The sequence below is a fragment of the Halorussus halobius genome (genome assembly GCF_004765805.1).
Classification (GTDB): domain Archaea; phylum Halobacteriota; class Halobacteria; order Halobacteriales; family Haladaptataceae; genus Halorussus; species Halorussus halobius.
In genome coordinates, this window is the sequence record NZ_ML219773.1 from 37,869 (window position 1) to 57,936 (window position 20,068).

Sequence of the window (20,068 nt, forward strand, 5' to 3'; positions counted from 1 at the left end):
GTGAAACGCCCGCGACCGGAGGGGTTTTATCGGGCGTCGGTCCCACGTTCGACCCATGCGTTCGACGCTCCGCGATGTCGGGTCGGTCGTGGCCACCGGCCTCCTCGCGCTCCTCGCGCTGGTCGTGTTCCGACTGGGCGGACTGTCGGGCCGGTACGCGCCCGTGGTCGCGTTCGCGGTCGCCGTCCCGGTGTTGGTTTACAGGGGGACCGGACCGGTCGACCTAGACGACGACGCGTATCGTGGGGCGCGCGGGCGGGTCGGCGTGATACTCGACGTCGCGCTGGTCGTCGCCGCCGGGGCCGTCCCCGGCGTTCTCGCCACGTACGCCGCCGTCGCTTTCGGTCTCCCCGACCCGTGGCCCCAGGCGGTCGGCATCGTGGTCGTGGTACTCGGTGCCAACGCGGCCTTCTTCGGGAGAAACTGGGCGTTCCTCCGCGTGGCGGTCGCGTCGGGGGACTGAGCGGGTTCGGGGTCTTGCCCTCGGTCGTCGGTCACGCCGCAATCGTCGGCAGGTATCGTAGCGCCACCCACATTGCGACCGCCGAGGCGACCGGAATCGTGAGGTTGTCGTCGACCACGTAGCCCGCGACCACCGGCTTCATCCCGTCGGCCAGCGTCGCGGCTACCGCGCCGACGACCGCCGCCACCAGCGGGAGTCCCGACAGGCTGGTGATGAGCATGCAGACCCCGAACGTGAGCAGGAGCGTGTGGGTCGCCTTCACGCCCAACTCGCCGGAACTGGCGAGCCCGCTGATGGGGTCGGCGATAGTGAGCATCAGCATCGCGGGGACGGCCACCCGGGGCTCGAACGCGAGCGCCGCGGCCGTCATCCCGAACATGTACAGCGCGTAGCCCGCGAGGTTGTCCTGCTCGTACTCGCGGGTGAGTTCGTCGAAGATTCGCCAGTCGAGGCCGACGAACAGCCGGAGCACCTCCAGCGCGAGCGCACCGACCGAACTCGCCACCAGCAGGAGCCGCAACTGGTCGTAGCTCACGAGGCCCAGCAGGAACAGCGCCGGGAAGCCCGTCCCCGAGACGTGGACCAGCCGCCGCTTGACCTCGCTGTGGAGCGACACGGCTACTGCTCGGGCGCAGGTGCGTCGAGGTCCGCGAACGTGCGTTCGCCCTCGCGGAGGTCCTCGAGCAGGTCGGGCAGGGCCGCGACGGGCACCCTGACCTGCTCGGTCGAGTCGCGCTCGCGGAGCGTCACGGTGTGGTCCTCGAGGCTGTCGTAGTCGACCGTGACGCAGAACGGCGTCCCGACCTCGTCCTGCCGGCGGTAGCGCCGCCCGATGTTGCCCGAGTCGTCGTAGGTGGCGTCGAACCCGGCCGCGCGGAGGTCGTCGGTCAGCTCGCGGGCGAGCTCGCCCATGCCGTCCTTGTCCATCAGCGGGAACACGCCGACGAAGGTCGGCGCGACCTCGGGTTCGAGCGCGAGCCTGGTCCGCTCGTCGCCCTCCACCTCGTCTATCTCGTAGGCGTGGACCAGCACCGCGTACACCGCCCGGTCGATGCCGATGGACGGCTCGACCACGTGGGGCATGACGTGTTCGCCGGTCTCCTTGACCTCCTCGACCGCGAAGCCGGTCTTCTCGGTCGGGATTTCGTGCTCCTCGCCGTCGACCTCGACGGTAACGGTGTCGCCCTCGAACGCGGCGCGGTCCCGTTCCGCGAGCGTTTCGAGCGCGTCGGCCACCTCGCCGGCGGCACCGCCGAACTCGGGGCCGAGGTAGCTCATGTCGGGGTCGACCGTCGCGCGCTCGACCACCTTCGGCTCGTCGTACTGCTTGAACACGGTGAAGTCGTCGTCCGAGTACTCGTCGTGCTTCGAGAGGTCGTAGTCGCTCCGGTAGGCGAAGCCGGCGAGTTCGTACCAGTCGCCGTCGATTTCGCCCTCGGCGTCCCAGCAGTCGGCGGCGTAGTGGGCGAGTTCGCCCGAGAGGTGCTGGCGGAACCGGAACCGGTCCATGTCGACGCCGATAGACTCGTACCACTGCTTGCCCACGCCCAGATAGTAGGCGACCCACTCGTGGACTAACCCGTCCTCGACCGCCTCGCGGACGGTCTTGGTGACGTACTCGACGCCCTCGACCTCCTCTTGCTTGTCGGCGGGGTAGAGGGTGAGTTCCACGTCGGCCACGCGGTCGATGTCGGGAACGTCTTCGGTGGGGTCGACGAAGTGTTCGAGTTCGGCCTGCGTGAACTCGCGGGTCCGGACCAGCGAGTTCCGCGGGCTTATCTCGTTCCGGTAGGCCTTGCCGATCTGGGTGATGCCGAACGGGAGCTGGTTGCGCGCGTACTCGGCCAGTTGGGGGAACTCCACGAAGATGCCCTGCGCGGTCTCGGGCCGCAGATACCCCGGCGAGGAGCTACCGGGACCGATGCTGGTCTCGAACATCAGGTTGAACTCCTCGACGGGCTCGCCGGCCAACTCCGCGCCGCAGTCGGGACACTGGAGGTCGTGGTCGGCGATGAGGTCCTCGACGTCCGGGATGGCGATGCTCTCGGCCTCCTCGATGTCCGTCTCGTCCTCGATGAGGTGGTCTGCCCGGTGGCTCGCGCCGCACTCGGGACACTCCACGAGCATGTCGTCGAACGTGTCGAGGTGGCCCGACGCCTCGAAGACGGGTTCGGGCATCACGGTCGGCGCGTCTATCTCGCGGTGGCCCTCCTGGACGCCGAACCGCTCGCGCCACGCGTCCTCGACGTTGGCCTTCAGGGTCGCGCCCTGCGGGCCGTAGGTGTAAAAGCCCGAGACGCCGCCGTACGCGCCGGCCGACTGGAAGAAGTACCCCCGGCGCTTGGCGAGTTCCACGAGGTCCGACCGGCTCATCGCAGCGCCTCCAGCAGGTTTACGTCGCGGACGATGCCCGTGAGCCGGTCGCCGCTCACCAGCGGAATCTGTTCGATGTCGTACTGGAGCATCGTCCGAGCGGCCTCGCGGGCGGTCTTCTCGCCCGAGACGGTCACCACGTCGTCGGTCATGAACTCCCGGACCGGCGCGGCGGGAATCTCGACGTTCCGGGTCGGCAGGTAGCGATTCCCGACTGCCTTGATGGACTCCCACTTCCAGTCGGAGTCCTCGTCGGCGATGGAGTCGCCGGTCTCGGCCTCGCCTTCGACCACGCGGGCCACGTCGATGATGTCGACCTCGGTCAGCACGCCGGTCATGCTCCCGTCGTCGCCCAGCACCACCGCGTAGGGCAGGTTGGCGTAGTAGAGCTCGCGCTCGGCGACGGAGAGTGGCACCCCGACGTGGGTGGTGTTGACGTCGCGCGAGGCGACGTCGCCGACCGCCGCGTCCCCGGAGGCGTCGCCGTCCGCGATGGCCCGCACCACGTCGGTCACGGTGACGATGCCTTCCAGTCGGCCGTCGACCACCGGGACGCGGCGCGCGCCCTCCTCGACCATCAGCGCCGCGACCTCCTCGACGGTGGCGTCCTGGGTCGTGGTCGGCACCTCCTGCATCAACAGCGCGAGCTGGTCCTCGTCGGGGCTCTCGATGAGGTGGTCCCGCGAGACGAGTCCGCGGTACTCCTCGTCGTCGCCGGTCCCCTTGACCACCGGGACCGAGGAGAACGAGCGTTCCTGCAGGTATTCGAGTACGTCGTCCCGCGTGCCCGGAAGTTCGACGGTCACGACCTTCGAGCGGGGCGTCATGGCTTCGGCGACGTTCATGTCCGGCGCGTACGAGTCGGGACGCCTTGTAGTCTACGAACCGAACACTTGTACCGGCGGCCGGGCGGGGACCGCGACCGCCGGGCTCGTCACCCGTTCTCACCGCTCTCGGTGCGCCGCGTCGGCGGGAACCCCCGGAAGCTGGCGACCGGAGGGCCGGGCGACCTCACTCGGCGTTCGATTCGCCGTCCAGCACGCCCTCGAAGTCGACCTGATAGCCGGCGTACTTCTCGGGGTCCGGGAAGAACTTCCCGACGTCGTCGTGGCGGAACGACCCGAGGTGGGTCTTGTCGAGCGTCTGGAGGTGGGTGTAGGTCACGCCCTCTTCGAACGAGTTCTTCACCAGCCCGGCCGCGTGGCGCATCTCGAAGTTGCCCGCGATCAGGAGCGCGGTCGAGGTGTCGGGGTCGAGCAGCTGGGTCACCATGAACACGCGGCCGCCGACCTCCTTGCGGAACACCTGGTACTTGGGGAACGCGCCGGTCTCGACCGCCTCGCTGATGGCGTCGGCCTCGTTGCCCGGGACGACGTGGACGAAGCCGAACCGGTCGCTCGCGCCGGCGTCGGGGTTCGTCGGCGCGGTGTGGCCGGCGGCGACCTCGACGACGTCCCAGCCGTCGGCTTCGAGGTCCGCGCCCATCGCCTGCATGTCGTCGAGCGTCCGCTGCCACGCGTTCTTGTGCGCGTCGGCGTTGGCGGCGATCTGCTCGGCGTAGTCGGGGTCGTCCCCCGCCCCTGTCTCTGGCATACGTCAGCGTGACGACCTGCTTCGGGTAAAGGCTGTTGTTTGGGCGGCTGCCGCCGGCGCGCGGGTTACACCGCCGCGACGCCGAACACCGTCTCCAGCACGAACGACCACGCGAGGGTGGCTAGACTCGCGAGGAACAGCTTGACCGGGACCGACAGCCGCTCGTCGGGCGGGAGCGAGTACCACGGCAGGGGCGGAATCCGCTGGACCAGCGCCTGGAACCGGGTCTCGTCGCGACCGCCGACGACCGTCCCGGTCTCCTCGTTGCGGGTCACCTTCAGCCGGCCGTCCTCGGCGGTCTCGGTCCCCCACGGCGGGTCCGGTCGGAGCCGGAGGGTCGCGTAGCCGAACGCCAGCAGGCCGACGACGAACAGCACGTACTTGGCGGTCACGAGGCCGCCGCCGACCAACAGGCCGAGTCCCGCGCCGGCCACGAACACGACCGCCGCGACCGCGTTGGCGTACACCAGCGCGTCGACGGTCTGGCGTGCCCGCCGGCCGGTCGGAGTGGAGGTGGACATCTCGGTGGGGTGGTGGAACGCGTCGGGCTATCGCTCGGTGTAGGGCACGAACTCGTCGGGCTCGGCGTACTCGGTCAGGTGACGGTGACAGTGGCTCGTCCGCCCCGCGTCGTCGACGACGTGGTCGTCGGGGTTTTCGGCGTCGCAGACGCTCCCGAACTCCTCGCGGAGCACCCGGCGCGCGCCCTGCTCGTCGTTGTCCGCGACGCGCTCGGCGGCCCGGTCGACGTGTTCCCGGACCTCGCGGGAGAGGTCGAGGTCGCCGAACAGTTCGCTCCGAATCTCGTCGATGCCCGAGAACCGGGTCTCCATCCCGAGCAGCTCCTTGGCCTGCTCGGACAGCGTCTTCTCGGCCCGCGACCGCTCCCGGAGCACCTCCCGGAACACCTCGATGGCGACCCACGTGTCGGCGTCCATGTCCCGGTACTTCTCGGGCCGTATCTTCATCGGGCACCGGGTGGTGAACGGACAGCCCGTGGGCGGGTCCCGCGGGCTCGGCGGCGTGCCGCGCAGGGTGATGCGCTCTTTTTCCGCGGTCGGGTCCGGCTCGGGGATGGCCGACAGCAGCGAGTGGGTGTAGGGGTTCTTCGGGTTCTCGAACAGCGCCTCGGTCCCGCCCAGTTCCATCACGTTGCCCAGATACATCACCGCCACGCGGTCGCAGATGTGCCGAACCACGCTCAGGTCGTGGGCGATGAACAGATACGTCAGTCCGAACTCGTCCTGGAGGTCCTCGAGCAGGTTGAGAATCTGGGCCTGCACGCTCACGTCCAGCGCCGACACCGGCTCGTCGAGCACCACGAACTCGGGTTCGAGCGCCAGGGCCCGCGCGATGCCCACGCGCTGGCGCTGGCCCCCCGAGAACTGGTGGGGGTAGCGGTAGTAGTGCTCTGGCTGGAGCCCCACCGTGTCGAGGAGTTCGCGCACGCGGGCCCGCCGAATCTGGTCGCGCGACCGGGACACCGTCACCCGGACTGTCGTCGGGGCGTCGCCCCGGAGTTCGACGTCGACGTCGTCGCGTCGGAGCTGCATCTCGTCGCGGATGTCCACGTCGGTCACCGACCCGCCGCGGACCGTGACGCGGACGTCGCCGCGCGCGTCCTTGCTCGCCCGGGCGTCGACGACGCCGTTGCCGTCGACCGTGACGTCGGCGTCGGCGTCCACGAGGACGCCGATGGTGGGCCAGTCGTGGACGTCGAGGGGCTCGCGGATGATTTCCCCCACGGTCATCCGGTCGTTGAGGCTGGACTCGGGGTCCTGGAACACCATCTGGCTGTTGCGCCGCCAGTCCTTGAGCTGCTCGCCCGACAGCTCGGTGATGTCGGTGCCGTCGAACACCACCTCGCCCGCGGTGGCGTCCTCCAGCTGGATGAGCGTCCGGCCGAGCGTGGTCTTCCCGCAGCCCGACTCGCCGACCAGCCCGAGCGTCTCGCCGCGCTTGATCTCGAAGTCGACCCCGTCGACCGCCTTCACCGGGTTCGAATCGATGATGCCGCCATCGTCGTAGTAGGTCTTGAGTCCGTTGACAGCCACGAGCGTCTCGCCCGTTGCGGTGCCAACCGACTCCTGTTGGACTTGCTCGCTCATCGGTCGCTCACCTCGGGGTCGCTCCCGGCCTGGTCGTGCAACTCGACCGCCTCGGCCTGCGGGACGTCCTCGGGGTAGAGCAGGCAGGCCGCGGTGTGGTCGTCGTCGCTCGTGGTGACCCCGAGCGACTCGGGGTGGACCTTCGTGCACTCCTCGAACGCCTCGGGACAGCGCGGCTCGAACCGGCAGTAGGTCGCCGGCTCGTTGGGCGTCGGCACGTCGCCCTCGATGGTCGAGAGCCGGTCGGCGTCGGGCTGGTTGCCCGGAATCGATTTCAACAGCCCCCGCGAGTAGGGATGTCGGGGGTTCTCGAACAGCTCCACGACCGGCGCGCTCTCGACGATTTCGCCGGCGTACATCACGTTGACTCGGTCCGAAACCTCCGCGATGACGCCCATGTCGTGGGTGATGAACATGATGGCGAGGTCGCGCTCGTCCTGCAGGTCGTCGAGCAGTTCGAGAATCTGGGCCTGGATGGTGACGTCGAGCGCGGTGGTCGGCTCGTCGCAGATGAGCAACTCGGGGTCGCACGCCAGCGCCATCGCGATGACCGCGCGCTGGCGCATCCCGCCCGAGAACTCGTGGGGATACTCCGTGACCCGCCGGGAGGCGTCCGGAATCCCCACGGCTTCGAGCAGGTCGATGGCCTCCTCGGTGGCCTCAGCGCCCCGCATGTCCCGGTGGAGCCGCAACGCCTCCTTTATCTGGTTGCCCACGGTGTAGACGGGGTTGAGCGAGGTCAGCGGGTCCTGAAACACCATCGCGATGTCGCTGCCCCTGAGCTGTCGGTACTCCTTCTCGGACTTGCCGGTGAGCTCCTCGCCGTCGAACCTGATGCTGCTGCCCTCCAGCACCCGGCCGGGCGAGTCGACCAGTCCCATGATAGAGCGGGCGGTGACGCTCTTGCCCGACCCGGACTCGCCGACGATGCCGACGGTCTCGCCCCGCCGGATGTCGAAGCTCACGCCGTCGACCGCCCGGATGGTCTCCTTCTCGGTGAAGAAGGCCGTCTGGAGGTTCTCGACCCGCAAGAGCGGTTCGCCCTCGGCCCGGGTCGGCGCGGACTCGGATTTGGCCATCACGCACCACCTCCCGCGGCTGCGGCGGCTTCAGTGCCTTCGCCCTCGCCGCTCTCGCTTTCGGGGTCGATGGCGTCCCGGATGCCGTCGCCCAGCGCGTTGAACGCGGTCACGACTAGGACTATCATCACGCCGGGGATAAAGGAGATGTGCCACGAGGCCGTCGTGACGTACGACTGGCCGATGTCGACCGCGCGGCCCCACTCGGGCGTCGGCGGGTTGATGCCGAGCCCGAGGAACGACAGGCCCGCGACCCCGATGATGATGCCGCCGAGGCTCATCGACCCGTACACGAGCAGGTAGCCGACGATGTACGGTGCCATGTGCTTTCGCATCGTCACTCGCGGCCGCTGCCCGAAGCTCTTGGCGGCGTCGATCCACTCCTGGCCGGCGACCTGCATCGCGGGCCCGCGGATGGCGCGCCACAGCACCGGCCAGCCGGTCCCGGCGAAGATGAGCGCGAGCAGGAGTCCGCCGTTGTAGACGCTGGCTATCCACGTCCCGCTGAGTACCACCGAGAGCAACATCACGAACAGCAGTCTCGGCAGCGACATGATGGAGTCACCGGCGATGACGACCACCAGGTCGACCAGTCCCTTGTAGTAGGCGGTCAGCAGCGCGAACCCGGCCGCGATGAGGCCGCTGATGCCGATGGACAACAGCCCGATGAACAGCGATACCCGCGCGCCAGCCATCATGAACGTGAACATGTCCTTCCCGGTGGGCAACGTCCCGAACGGGTGGAATCGCCCGTAGTCGTCGTACTGCATCGGGCCGACGTTCTGCTCGGGGTTGCCCTGCGACCGCGAGTCGAGGTTGGCCTGTCCGATGGTGGCGCTCTGGACCTCGCCGTCCTGGACGTACTGAATCTCGTACGAGTACGGGTTGGAGATGCTCTGCTCGACCGTCGTGGGGCCGAGCGGCGGGGCGAACACCGCCATCACGACGAACGCGAACACGATTATCGCGCCGAACTGGCCCCAGCGGTGGCCCCGGAGCCGGTCGATCATGTCGTCTCGCGGGGTCCAGTCGGCGTAGCGGTAGTGTTCGCGGAACGCGAGGTAGCCCCGCCAGAGCCACCACGCGACCACGAACGAGTACGCGTAGACGAGGGCCACGCGGAGCGCCCACGCGTACGCCGGCGAGAGGCCGAGGAACGTTCCCTGCCACGCGCCGGTCGCCGGGTCCTGGTAGCCGGTGTTGGGGAGCAGCTCCCGGGAGAGCAGCGTCGGAAGCTCGACGCCGGGGCCGAACACCCCGGTCACGAAGTTGACGACCGCGCCGGCCTCCAGCGCGAACAGCACCAGCGCGCCGGCCAGCCACCGGAGCGCCGGCGCGGGGTTGTCCCTGATGCGGTCGCGTAGCGGTACGTCCTCTCGGTCGGTTCGACTCACGTCAGGCACCCCCCTCGTAGCCGACTCGCGGGTCGATTACCGTGTACAGCAGGTCCTGAACGATGTTGATGATGACGACGAGCAGGATGAAGATGAACATCAGCGAGCCGACCAGCGGCATGTCGCCGGCTTTGACGGCTTGGAAGAACAGGTAGCCGATGCCGCTGATGTTGAACACCGTCTCGACCAGCACCGACCCGCCGATGAGCAGGAACGCCTCGCCCGTGATGATGGGCACCAGCGGGATGAGCGCGTTCCGGAAGATGTGCTTCCAGACCAGCGACCGGGGCGGGACGCCCTTGGCCTTCGCGGTCTCGATGAAGTTGGCGTTGACCGTCTCCAGCACGGCGGTCCGGCCGATGCGCATCTCGTTGCCCATCGACGCCGACCCCAGCACTATCGCGGCGGGGGCGATCTTCTTGAGCGCTCGCCCGAACTGGTCGGGGCTGGTCAGCAGCGTGACGATGTCGCCCGGCAACGGCGGCGGGCCGGTGACGTTGGTGCTGTACGCCCAGTTCTCCCAGTCGAACCCGAGCATGAACTGCTCGGACTGCGAGAGGACGCTCATCAGGATGACCGCGAGCCAGAAGTTGGGCATCGCCCGCCAGACGATGCCGCCGAACGACGCGACGTAGTCGCTGAACGTGTTCGGGTTGAGCCCGGCGTAGAACCCCAGCGGGATGCCGACGAACAGCGCGATGAGCACCGACCAGAACCCGAGCCAGATGGTCCGGGGCGCGTACGAGACGACCAGCGAGTAGACGCTCGTGTTGGGCTGGACCACCCACGAGTCCCCGAGGTTGAACGTGAAGAGGTTCACCATGTAGTCGACGTACTGTCGCCAGAGCGGTTCGTTGAGCCCGAGCTGTTGGCGTACCTGCTCCATCGCTCGCGGGTCGCCGTTCAGTCCGATGATGGCCGACACCGGGTCGAGCGGCCCCGCTCGGATCACCAGAAACGTGATCGACGCTCCGAACACCAATACGGGAATCGACAACAGCAGTCGCTTGGCGAAGTACTGCCACCTGCTCACGGCGGACCACCACCGAAGCGGCGGCTACGCGTATCGTGTGTGTAGCTCCCAAACTGGACCGCGCACATGGGAACCCGTTTGCGGGTCTGCTCATTATGTCTTGCGCTTTTCAGCCCTGCGCGTGGCATTGAAGCGAGATAGCGCCGACTGTCGATTCGCGCCGACGCCGTCAAAGAGGGGGACGGTCGGCCGTTACTCGCGGTCGTCGAGCGAGACGGTGTTGTACATCTGCCGGCTCGTGCCACCCGTACCGAAGACCGGGCGGTCGACCCACTGGTAGGTGAACCGCTCGCTCAGGTCGTGGTGGCTCGGCAGGAGGACGACGTCCTCCCAGTTGGCCTCCTCCATCTGGATGTACGCCTCGTTGCGGGCCTGCTGGCCCTCGTCGGTCGGCGCGGAGTTGTTCTGCACCGTCGACCACGCTTCCTCGGCCCGGCTTGCGGCGTCCGTGCCCGACCAGTTGGCGTACGACGTCGGCGCGTCGAGGTCGGTGTTGGTCTGGGGCGGGTTGAGCAACTGCAGGAAGTTGTCCGGCGCGGGCCAGTCCATCACCCAGCCCAGCGAGTAGACGTCGAGGTCGCCGTTGCGGCCGCGTTCGAGCAGCGTCGAGAACGGCGCGCTCTCGACCTCCATGTCGATGTACGCGCTGGTGAGCTTGTCACGCATGAGGACGGCCAGGTCGTTCCACGTGTCCGAACTCTCGTACACCGTCATCGTGAAGCTGACGCGGTTGTCGTCGCCGTAGCCGGCCTCCTCCATCACCGACTGGGCGTCGTCGAGTCGCTGCTCGTTGTACCCGTACGGGTAGTTCTCCTCGGCGTGCTGGCGGTACGCGTCGGCACCCTCGGGGTAGATGCCCGGCGGCGTGAAGTGGTACGCGGTCTCGCCGCGACCCTTGAACACGTCGTTGATGACCTCCTCCTGGTTGAGAGCGTACGCGAACGCCTGTCGGACCGGCTTGTCGACTACGTCGGTGTTGAAGCCGACGTATCGGACGCTCATGGTCGAGACGCCCTCGTAGTCCATCGTCGCGCCGCTGTCGGTCTCGCCGTAGGTGCCGAGCTGTCGGCCGAGGTCGTCGGTCTCCTCGACGCTGACCTTCTCGGGGTCGTACTGGGCGGTCGGCAGCTGGTTGCCGACCACCATGTCGGCGTTCTGGTTGACGGTTCCGTAGGTGTACTGGGCCTCGGAGTCGGAGATGACGTTCCAGTGGATGCCGTCGACCTGAGCGACCTCGCCGTGGTAGTCGTCGTACCGGGTGACGATGGCTTCGGTGTCGGGCGACCACGTGTCGAACTCGAACGGCCCCGCGCCGATGGGGTTGGAGGTGGCGAACTCGTCGTGGCCCATGTCGCCGTCGTAGGCGTCGAGGTCGTCGACGAGCCCCTCCGGAACCGCCGCGAACGACGTGTACGCCAGCATCGGGAGCGTGGCGTGGAACGGGGAACTGAGCGAGATTTCGAGGGTGTAGTCGTCGACCGCGTTCAGCCCGAGCGTCCCCGGCTCGTACACTTCCTGCTCCTCGCCGTCGTCGGTCGTCTCGGTCATCGTCTCGTGCTCGACGCCGATGGAGTCGAGGATGAAGTACGCCCGTTTCGAGTACTCGGAGGCGGCGAGGCGCTCCCACGCGTACACGAAGTCGTCCGCGGTCACTTCGTCGCCGTTGTGGTACTCGACGCCCTCCTTCAGCGTGAAGGTGTACGTCAGGAAGTCGTCGGCGACCTCGTAGTCCGCGGCGAGTTGCGCCTCGGGCTCGACCTGGCCGTTCGGGTAGTTCATCAGCCCGTCGAACACCTGCTGGATGACCGTCCCGCCCGCCGTGTCGGTCGACTCGACGGGGTCGAGCGTGGTCATCGTGGAGTTGATGAGCCGGAGGTAGTTGTCCCCGACCTCGGTCACTTCGTCGCCGCCCGACGTGGTCGTCTCACCGCCGGCGGTCGTGTCTTCGGACTGGTTCCCGTCGTCGCCGGTACAGCCAGCCAGGGCCACAGCCGATGCCGCACCGCCGGTCGCCTGCAGGAAGCGACGACGGCTCAGATTGTCAGTATCTGTCATCCAACCGCTCATTGTAAATGGGACCGGATAAACTTACCGTTTATCCCCCGGAGAAATGCCGGCTTAACGCCGGATTCGTCCGTCTACGTATGACTGTCCGCTCTTCGCTCGGCCGTCGGGCGCGTCGACCCAGCGGGTCTCCCGACCGGCTTCGGATTCGACATGAGTGCTCCCGGTCAACAACGACCCGTGGACGCTCCGCAGTGTCCGTCCGCGCGGGTCCCGCAGTCGCCGACTGTCGTTTCGGAGCGTTTATACCGTGTGATACCAATTGTCACATATGGCCCCGAACACGGCCACTCCGTCGGACTCGGTCGCACAGCCCGAGGTCATGGCCTCGCTGGACGACGACGGTCGCACGGAGCGACTCATCATCGCGGACACGACCGCCGACGACGCGTGGCTCGCGGTCCCCGTCTCGGGGAGCGTCTCCCTCGAAGACTGGCGATAGCGCCCCCGAAACCGCCCGGAAGCTCCGGGAGCGCTCGGGTAACGGCCTAATACTCAACCTTTTTGCCGACCCTGCTCGTTGCTACGTGCATGAACTACCGGGAGGTCTCAGGGGACCGGGAATTCGTGGCGCGACTCGGCCACGGCGAGGACTGGCGCGGCGAGATCGAGGCGCTGGCCGACGAGGCGGGCGTCGACGCCGCGTGGTTCCTCGCGATGGGCGCGGTCCAGGACGCCACCGTCTGGTACTACGACCAGTCGGAGCTGGAGTACCGCGAGGTCGAACTCGACGAACCGCTCGAAGTCGCGGCCTGCGTGGGTAACATCTCGTGGCTGGACGCCGGCGACCGCCGGTCGGCGGGCTCGTCGGGCGGTGGCGAGCGGTTCGCCCACACTCACGCGGTCCTCTCGCGGGCGAGCGGCCAGACGCTGGCGGGCCACCTCCACTCGGCCACCGTGTTCGCCGGGGAGCTCTACGTCCGCGCGTTCGACGACGAGCTGGAGCGCGAGCGCGACGAACCCACCGACCTCGACCTCTGGCTATAGATGCGGGCCGACGACGAGCGCTACTTCGAGACGCTGGAAGCCGACCTCGACGACGCCTTCGCGGTGGCCCGCGAGGCGAAGGCCAACAGCGGCGACCCCAAGCCCGAGGTCGAGATTCCGGTCGCCAAGGACATGGCCGACCGGGTCGAGAACATCCTCGGCATCGACGGGGTGGCCGAGCGCGTCCGGGAGCTGGAGGGCGAGATGAGTAGGGAAGAGGCCGCCCTCGAACTCGCCGAGGACTTCGCCGAGGGCCGGGTCGGCGACTACGAGTCCCCGGCCGGGAAGGTCGAGGGCGCGGTCCGGACCGCCGTCGCGCTGTTGACCGAGGGCGTGGTCGCCGCGCCCATCGAGGGCATCGACAGGGTCGAGCTGCTCGAAAACGACGACGGGACCGAGTTCGTCAACGTCTACTACGCCGGACCGATTCGCTCGGCCGGCGGGACCGCCCAGGCGCTGTCGGTGCTGGTCGCCGACTACGCGCGGGCGCTGCTCGGCGTCGACGAGTACAAGGCTCGCGACGAGGAGGTCGAACGCTACGCGGAGGAGATTACCCTCTACGACAAGGAGACCGGCCTCCAGTACACGCCCAAGGACAAGGAGTCGACGTTCATCGCCGAGCACATGCCCATCATGCTCGACGGCGAGGCTACGGGCGACGAGGAAGTGTCGGGGTTCCGGGACCTCGAACGGGTCGACACGAACAACGCCCGGGGCGGCATGTGTCTCGTCCTCGCGGAGGGCATCGCGCTCAAGGCCCCCAAGATACAGCGCTACACCCGGAACCTCGACGAAGTCGACTGGCCGTGGCTACAGGACCTCATCGACGGGACCATCGGGACGGACGACGGCGAGGCCGACGAGTCCGACGACGAGGCCGACCCCGAGGCGACCGACGAGGACGACGCCGAACCGGACGACTCGGCGGCCGAGGCCGGGGTCACCGGCCCGCCCCGCGTCGACCCCGCCAAGAAGTTCCTCCGGGACCTCATCGCGGGTCGCCCCGTGTTCGGCCACCCGAGCGAGTCGGGCGGCTTCCGCCTGCGGTACGGCCGGGCGCGCAACCACGGGTTCGCCACGGCGGGCGTCCACCCCGCGACGATGCACCTCGTCGACGACTTCCTCGCCACCGGCACCCAGATCAAGACCGAGCGCCCCGGCAAGGCGGCGGGCGTCGTCCCGGTCGACACCATCGAGGGGCCGACGGTCCGACTCGCCAACGGCGAGGTGCGCCGCATCGACGACCCCGAGGAGGCGCTCGAACTCCGGAACGGCGTCGAGAAGATACTCGACCTCGGGGAGTATCTGGTCAACTACGGCGAGTTCGTGGAGAACAACCACCCGCTCGCGCCGGCCTCCTACTCGTTCGAGTGGTGGGTGCAGGACTTCGAGGCCGCGGGCGCGGACGTGCAGGCGCTGCGGGACTCCCCGTCGGTCGACCTCGCGGACCCGAGCGCCCAGGAGGCCGTGACGTGGGCCACCGAGTACGACGCGCCGCTCCACCCGAAATTCACCTACCTCTGGCACGACGTGTCCGTCGACCAGTTCGAGGCGCTCGCCGACGCGGTCGCCGACGGCGAGGTCGCGGACGGAAAACTCGTCGTCGAGTTCACCGAGCCGACCCGCACGACGCTCGAAGCCCTGCTCGTTCACCACTCGCAGGGCGAGGAGCACCTCCGGATTCCGGGGTGGCAACCGCTCGCCCGGTCGCTGGGGGTCGCGTTCGACGAGGACGCCGGAACCCTCGAACGCACGTGGGACGACCTCTCCGAGCGCGCCCGCGAGTGGGGCGAGGACGAGCCGGGCGACAACGCCGTCGAGGCGGTCAACGAGGTCGCGCCGTTCGAGGTCCGCGAGCGCGCGCCGACCCGAATCGGCAACCGGATGGGCCGCCCCGAGAAGTCCGAGGAGCGCGAACTCTCGCCCGCAGTCCACACCCTGTTCCCCATCGGCGAGGCCGGCGGGAGCCAGCGCGACGTCGCGGCCGCCGCCAAGCACGCCGACGACATGGAGAGCACGCCCGGCGAGGTCGACGCGCAGGTGGGCCGTCGCGAGTGCGAGGACTGTGGCGAACACACCTTCGAGACGAAGTGTCCCGACTGCGGGGGCAACACCGTCCCGCACTTCACCTGCCCGGACTGTGGCTCGGAGGTGGAACTCGACGAGTCCGGCCGCGCGGTCTGCGACCGCTGTGAGGTCGAGGCCACGCCGGTTGAGCGCCGGACCATCGACGTCAACGACCAGTTCCGGTCGGCGCTCGAATCGGTCGGCGAGCGCGAGAACGCCTTCGACACGCTCAAAGGCGTCAAGGGGCTGTCGTCGTCGTACAAGACGCCCGAACCCATCGAGAAGGGCGTCCTCCGGGCGAAACACGACGTCTCGGCGTTCAAGGACGGTACGGTCCGCTACGACATGACCGACCTGCCGGTCACGGCGGTCCGGCCCTCGGAACTCGACGTGACCGCCGGCCAACTCCGGGGGCTGGGCTACGAGGAGGACGTCCACGGCGACCCGCTCGAACACGACGACCAACTGGTCGAACTCAAGGTCCAGGACGTCGTGCTGTCGGACGGCGCGGCCGAGCACATGCTCAGGACCGCCGACTTCGTCGACGACCTGCTCGACCAGTACTACGACCTCGACCGATTCTACGACCTCGAGGAGCGCGAGGACCTCGTCGGCGAACTCGTCTTCGGGATGGCTCCCCACACCTCGGCGGCGGTCGTGGGCCGGGTCGTCGGCTTCACGAGCGCGGCCGTCGGATACGCACATCCGTACTTTCACGCCGCGAAAAGAAGAAATTGTGACGGAGACGAGGATTGTGTTATGCTTCTATTAGACGGGCTCCTGAACTTCAGTAAAGAATTTTTACCCGACCAGCGCGGGGGCCAGATGGACGCGCCCCTCGTGATGTCCTCGCGCATCGACCCCTCCGAAATCGACGACGAGGCGCACAACATCGATATCGTGCGCGAGTATCCCCGGGAGTTCTTCGAGGCGACGCGCGAGATGGCCGACCCCGGCGAGGTCGAGGACGTGATGACCATCGTCGAGGAGAACTTGGGCACCGACCGCGAGTACACCGACTTCCACCACACCCACGACGTGTCGGACATCGCCATGGGGCCGGACCTCTCGGCGTACAAGACGCTCGGGTCGATGATGGACAAGATGGACGCCCAGCTCGAACTCTCCCGGAAGCTCCGGTCGGTCGACGAGACCGACGTGGCCGAGCGCGTCATCGAGTACCACTTCCTGCCCGACCTCATCGGCAACCTCCGGGCGTTTTCCCGGCAGGAGACCCGGTGTCTCGACTGCGGCGAGAAGTTCCGCCGGATGCCCCTGACGAGGGAGTGTCGGGAGTGTGGCGGCGACGTGAACCTCACGGTCCACGAGGGGTCGGTGAACAAGTACATGGAGACCGCCATCCGGGTGGCCGAGAAGTACGACTGTCGGGAGTACACCAAACAGCGACTCCAGATAATGGACACCAGACTCGAATCCATCTTCGAGAACGACAAGAACAAGCAGGGGAGCATCGCGGACTTCATGTGATGTGATTTCAATAGCAGCCTATAAGCGTACCATCGCTACAATCAAGTACGCAGCCAAAGCTACTCAACGACGTACTTCTTAAAGACATCCGAACAACCCACGTAGAGAGAGGATTTGTACGCACAGAGAGCCTCGATGCTGTTCGAGTCCCATTTTTCCACCGAATGGGCTATTACTTCCTCCCCCTGTTCGTAATTTATGCCGTGGAGGACTCCATTATCGTCGCCGACCCAGACGATTTCACCTTGGACGACCGGTGACGTGTTTAGTCGATGCTTTGTCGGCACGAACCACCGTTCTTCGCCGTCAGCGCGGTCGTAGGCGCCGACGCCGTCTCGGGTAGCGACAAGTACCGCTTGTTCGGTCACTGTTGGTGGGGTATCCGCCGGTCCGACATCGGACGTTTCCCACTTCAGGGTCTGATTCTGCCAGTCGTAACACTCAAGCGTGTACCCGCCACCGTATAGCATCCCCTCGACCAACTTCGGGGAAGCCCAACTTGCGTCGATAGGAATGGTCCCGACGTGCGTTTGCTCCTCCACATCGAACACGTGGCAGTTGACTGGGGCGAAGATGGCGAGTCGCCGACCGTCGAATGCAATTCCGGAGACATGGTTGTCCTTACCGTCTTGAATCGGGTCTGTCGGAACATCCCATAGAGTTTCACCACTCTCGGCGTCCAGAACTACCGTCTCGAACCGGTTCTGTGACCCCGGCTGTTCCGGATTCGCATCCGTCGTTGAACTGGTAATCGCGACGCGACCGTCCCTGGCCCACGCTTGCGGTCCTCTTTCGTGAGAGTGCCGATAGGTCCATCTTATGCCTCCGGCCACATCTACTGCAGTCACCACATTTTCGCGATTCACCTGAGACGTTCCGGCGGCGTATGCGATTCCGTCATTCACCGTCAAGTGACGATAGCGGTCCACGGGAAGCGACCACGAACTCGCTTCGGATTCCGACTCAGGATCGACTGCGACCAATCGCGACCCGTCTAGGCAATAGAGTTGATTATCGACGGGAACGATGTCCGAGACTGACTCAAAGTTCAGTCTCCACTGTTCGGATAGCGCGGGTCTTATTGTCGTGGTCACCTCGGTCGTGGAAGACGTCAACGAGTCAGTCGTCTCTGATTGTGCGGGAGCGTCGGTGGTAGTCCCGCTATTTTGGTTAGTTTGTAGCCTGAGGCAGCCACTGAGGCCTGCAATGCCGAGAAAGCTCGATTTTCTCAGAAGACGTCTTCGATTCATATCCACATTCCGGGCGGTTCGGCACAAATTTCTTACTGTATGATTACAGGTAGGTTTGATACTTCGGACTCGATGTATTAGAGTAGCGTCTCGCGGTCTCTGTGGCTTGGTTTCCGTTCTCCGAATCTATTACCCGATGAATTGTCATACCGTGCTGTAGTCTCCTCCGAACCGACCGGTCGGCGACGAACTTTATCCGTCAGCACGTCGTATCGCCGTCCATGAGTGGGAAAGGCGAGACGCCCGCCGAAGAGGGGGACCAGCAGGCCGAGGACGCGATAACGAAACTCAAGCTCGGCGAGTCGGTGTACGACGAGGACGGCGACCGACTCGGCAAGATTCGGGGGTTCGAGGAGGGCGGCTTCTTCGTGACGACCCGCGACGGCGTCGAGGGCATGAGCGTCGAGCACGCCCGGTCGGGCCACGACTTCGGCGAGGCCGAACTGATGTGGCGCTGCACCAACTGCGGGGAGATGGGCGAAATCGACGACGGCATCCCCGACGAGTGCCCGAACTGCGGCGAACCCAAGGAGGCGCTGATGTACTGGACCGAGGATTAGCTCCCGAGGCGGTCCCGGACTGGCCGGAGCGGGAACCCCTGACCAGCGTCGGCCTCGCTACTCGACGGTTCCGAGTTCGATGCCGAGGTCGTCGGGTTCGTAGCGGCCGGCGTCGGCCTCGCTGGCGAACTGGTTGCGGGCCGCCCGATCGCTCGTGGCGGGAATGAACGTCCAGATGACGGTATCGCCGCCGGCGTCGTCGGGGATCGTCGCGGAAACCGTCACGGTGCCGGACCCGCTGCCGGACATCTGGGCGAGCCCGTAGAGGTCGCCGGACGGCGTTCCGACCGCGCCGTAGACGATGTTGCCGCCGGCGCTCGAAATTTCGGCGGTAATCTCGCCGGTGACCGAGACGGTCTCGCCGGCGCGAACCTCGTCCGGCGCGTCGGTCACGGTGGCGGTCTGGAAGACGTCGCCGTCGTCGTTCTCTCGGGCAATCTGGCCGGCATCGCTCGGCGTCTCGGTCTCCGTCGCGGCTTCGCTGGCGGCGACGGTCCCGAGTTCGATGCCGAGGTCGGCGGGCTCGTAGCGGCCGGCGTCGGCCTCGTCGGTGAACTGATTTCGCGCCGCCCGGTCGCTCGTCGCTGGAATGAACGTCCACATGACGGCGTTACCGCCGGCGTCGGCGGGAACATCCGCCCGCACGGTGACCGTGCCGGACCCGCTACCCGACATTCGAGCGAGACCGTACAGCTCTCCGGTCGGCGTCCCGACCGCGCCGTAAACGACGTTGCCGCCCGCGCTGGAAATCTCCGCGTTGACCGCTCCCGTCACGCTGACGGTCTCGCCGGCGCGAATCTCGTCGGGCGCGTCGGTGACGGTGGCGGTCTGGAAGACGTCGCCGTCGTCGTTCTTCCGCGCGATGCGGTCGGGGTCGCTCGGCGTCTCGGTTTCGGTCTCCTGGTCGGTTCCGGCGACGGTCCCGAGTTCGATGCCGAGGTCGTCGGGGTCGTAGCGGCCGGCGTCGGCCTCGCTGGCGAACTGGTTGCGGGCCGCCCGGTCACTCGTCGCTGGAATGAACGTCCAGATGAGGTCGCCGCCGGCGGCATCGTCGGGAAGCTCCGCCGAGACGGTCACGGTGCCGGACCCGCTGCCGGACATCTGGGTGAGCCCGAATAGCTCCCCGCCGGGAGTCCCGACCGCGCCATAGACGATGTTGCCGCCGGCGCTCGAAATTTCGGCGGTGACCTCGCCGGTGACCGAGACGCTTTCCCCGGCACGAATCTCGTCGGGCGCGTCGGTCACCGTGGCGGTCTGGAACACCTCCCCACCGTCGTTCTCCCGGGCGATGCGGTCGGGGTCGCTCGGCGTCTCGGTCTTGGTCTCGGTCTCGGTTTCGGTTTCAGCTTCGGTCTCGGTCTCCGACGTCGTCGCTCCCTGAGCGTCGGCGGTCGTTTCGGCGGTCGTCGTTCCCGCGGGCGTCTCCGTTTCGCTGCCCGACGTCGGTTCCGTCGACGTCGCGTCGTCGAACTCCACCACGTTGCCCGAACACCCGGCGAGCGAAATCGCCGCCCCCGTGGTTAGGACCTCTAGTAGATTCCTCCGTTTCATCTACTCCCATGTTACTCAACCCCTCGATAAAACTACCGCTCGACATCCCGCGTCGGTC

The 20,068-nt window shown here is 67.1% G+C and carries 17 protein-coding genes; 5 read left to right on the forward strand and 12 right to left on the reverse strand.

Translation table 11 applies throughout. From position 1 onward, the window contains the following. Positions 1–55: 55 nt before the first annotated feature. Complete coding sequence (locus EPL03_RS00225) at positions 56–463, forward strand: hypothetical protein (protein ID WP_135827327.1); 408 nt, start codon at positions 56–58, stop codon at positions 461–463. Between the two features lie 31 nt (positions 464–494). Here the strand turns inward: EPL03_RS00225 and EPL03_RS00230 are convergent, their stop codons facing one another. The 10 genes from EPL03_RS00230 to EPL03_RS00275 form a co-directional block, all read right to left on the reverse strand. Continuing rightward, positions 495–1,079 (reverse strand): dolichol kinase, encoded by a 585-nt coding sequence (locus EPL03_RS00230; RefSeq protein WP_135827328.1) that lies wholly within the window; start codon positions 1,077–1,079, stop codon positions 495–497. Positions 1,080–1,081: 2 nt separating this feature from the next. Further along, positions 1,082–2,836 carry a glycine--tRNA ligase gene (glyS, locus tag EPL03_RS00235; RefSeq protein WP_135827329.1) on the reverse strand — a complete coding sequence of 585 codons (1,755 nt, stop codon included), beginning with the start codon at positions 2,834–2,836 and terminating at the stop codon, positions 1,082–1,084. Next, on the reverse strand, positions 2,833–3,681 hold the full coding sequence (locus EPL03_RS00240; RefSeq protein ID WP_135827330.1) for a CBS domain-containing protein: 849 nt from the start codon (positions 3,679–3,681) through the stop codon (positions 2,833–2,835). Before EPL03_RS00240 ends, glyS begins: the two co-directional genes overlap by 4 nt. Before the next feature lie 166 nt (positions 3,682–3,847). Then, positions 3,848–4,429 (reverse strand): DUF7529 family protein, encoded by a 582-nt coding sequence (locus tag EPL03_RS00245; protein WP_135827331.1) that lies wholly within the window; start codon positions 4,427–4,429, stop codon positions 3,848–3,850. A 65-nt stretch (positions 4,430–4,494) separates the two neighbouring features. Further along, a complete protein-coding gene (locus EPL03_RS00250) occupies positions 4,495–4,950 on the reverse strand; it encodes a DUF7555 family protein (RefSeq protein WP_135827332.1) in 456 nt (151 codons plus the stop codon). A gap of 27 nt (positions 4,951–4,977) precedes the next feature. Beyond that, positions 4,978–6,537 (reverse strand): ABC transporter ATP-binding protein, encoded by a 1,560-nt coding sequence (locus tag EPL03_RS00255; RefSeq protein WP_135827333.1) that lies wholly within the window; start codon positions 6,535–6,537, stop codon positions 4,978–4,980. Continuing rightward, positions 6,534–7,616, reverse strand: coding sequence for an ABC transporter ATP-binding protein (locus tag EPL03_RS00260; protein ID WP_135827334.1), 1,083 nt, complete (start codon positions 7,614–7,616; stop codon positions 6,534–6,536). Before EPL03_RS00260 ends, EPL03_RS00255 begins: the two co-directional genes overlap by 4 nt. Beyond that, entirely contained in the window at positions 7,616–9,010 is a 1,395-nt protein-coding gene (locus tag EPL03_RS00265) for an ABC transporter permease (protein WP_135827335.1), read from the reverse strand. The genes EPL03_RS00260 and EPL03_RS00265 overlap by 1 nt, the downstream gene beginning before the upstream one ends. Before the next feature lies 1 nt (position 9,011). Continuing rightward, entirely contained in the window at positions 9,012–10,043 is a 1,032-nt protein-coding gene (locus tag EPL03_RS00270; RefSeq protein ID WP_135827336.1) for an ABC transporter permease, read from the reverse strand. 192 nt (positions 10,044–10,235) lie between these two features. Continuing rightward, positions 10,236–12,098: an ABC transporter substrate-binding protein gene (locus EPL03_RS00275; RefSeq protein WP_135827337.1), complete on the reverse strand. Its 1,863-nt coding sequence runs from the start codon at positions 12,096–12,098 to the stop codon at positions 10,236–10,238. Between the two features lie 280 nt (positions 12,099–12,378). Here EPL03_RS00275 and EPL03_RS19685 point away from each other — a divergent pair, with 280 nt between their 5' ends. From EPL03_RS19685 to EPL03_RS00285, 3 genes are all read left to right on the forward strand, one after another. Beyond that, on the forward strand, positions 12,379–12,549 hold the full coding sequence (locus EPL03_RS19685; protein ID WP_168216150.1) for a DUF7556 family protein: 171 nt from the start codon (positions 12,379–12,381) through the stop codon (positions 12,547–12,549). 89 nt (positions 12,550–12,638) lie between these two features. Further along, on the forward strand, positions 12,639–13,094 hold the full coding sequence (locus EPL03_RS00280; protein WP_135827338.1) for a PPC domain-containing DNA-binding protein: 456 nt from the start codon (positions 12,639–12,641) through the stop codon (positions 13,092–13,094). Further along, complete coding sequence (locus EPL03_RS00285; RefSeq protein ID WP_135827339.1) at positions 13,095–16,649, forward strand: DNA polymerase II large subunit; 3,555 nt, start codon at positions 13,095–13,097, stop codon at positions 16,647–16,649. It abuts the gene before it with no gap. A gap of 59 nt (positions 16,650–16,708) precedes the next feature. Here EPL03_RS00285 and EPL03_RS00290 read toward each other — a convergent pair whose 3' ends face one another. Next, on the reverse strand, positions 16,709–17,497 hold the full coding sequence (locus EPL03_RS00290; RefSeq protein ID WP_168216151.1) for an outer membrane protein assembly factor BamB family protein: 789 nt from the start codon (positions 17,495–17,497) through the stop codon (positions 16,709–16,711). A gap of 623 nt (positions 17,498–18,120) precedes the next feature. Between EPL03_RS00290 and EPL03_RS00295 the strand changes: the two genes are divergently transcribed. Further along, entirely contained in the window at positions 18,121–18,459 is a 339-nt protein-coding gene (locus EPL03_RS00295; RefSeq protein WP_135827341.1) for a DUF7130 family rubredoxin-like protein, read from the forward strand. Between the two features lie 57 nt (positions 18,460–18,516). Here EPL03_RS00295 and EPL03_RS00300 read toward each other — a convergent pair whose 3' ends face one another. Then, a complete protein-coding gene (locus EPL03_RS00300) occupies positions 18,517–20,010 on the reverse strand; it encodes a hypothetical protein (protein WP_135827342.1) in 1,494 nt (497 codons plus the stop codon). Between the last annotated feature and the right edge of the window lie 58 nt (positions 20,011–20,068).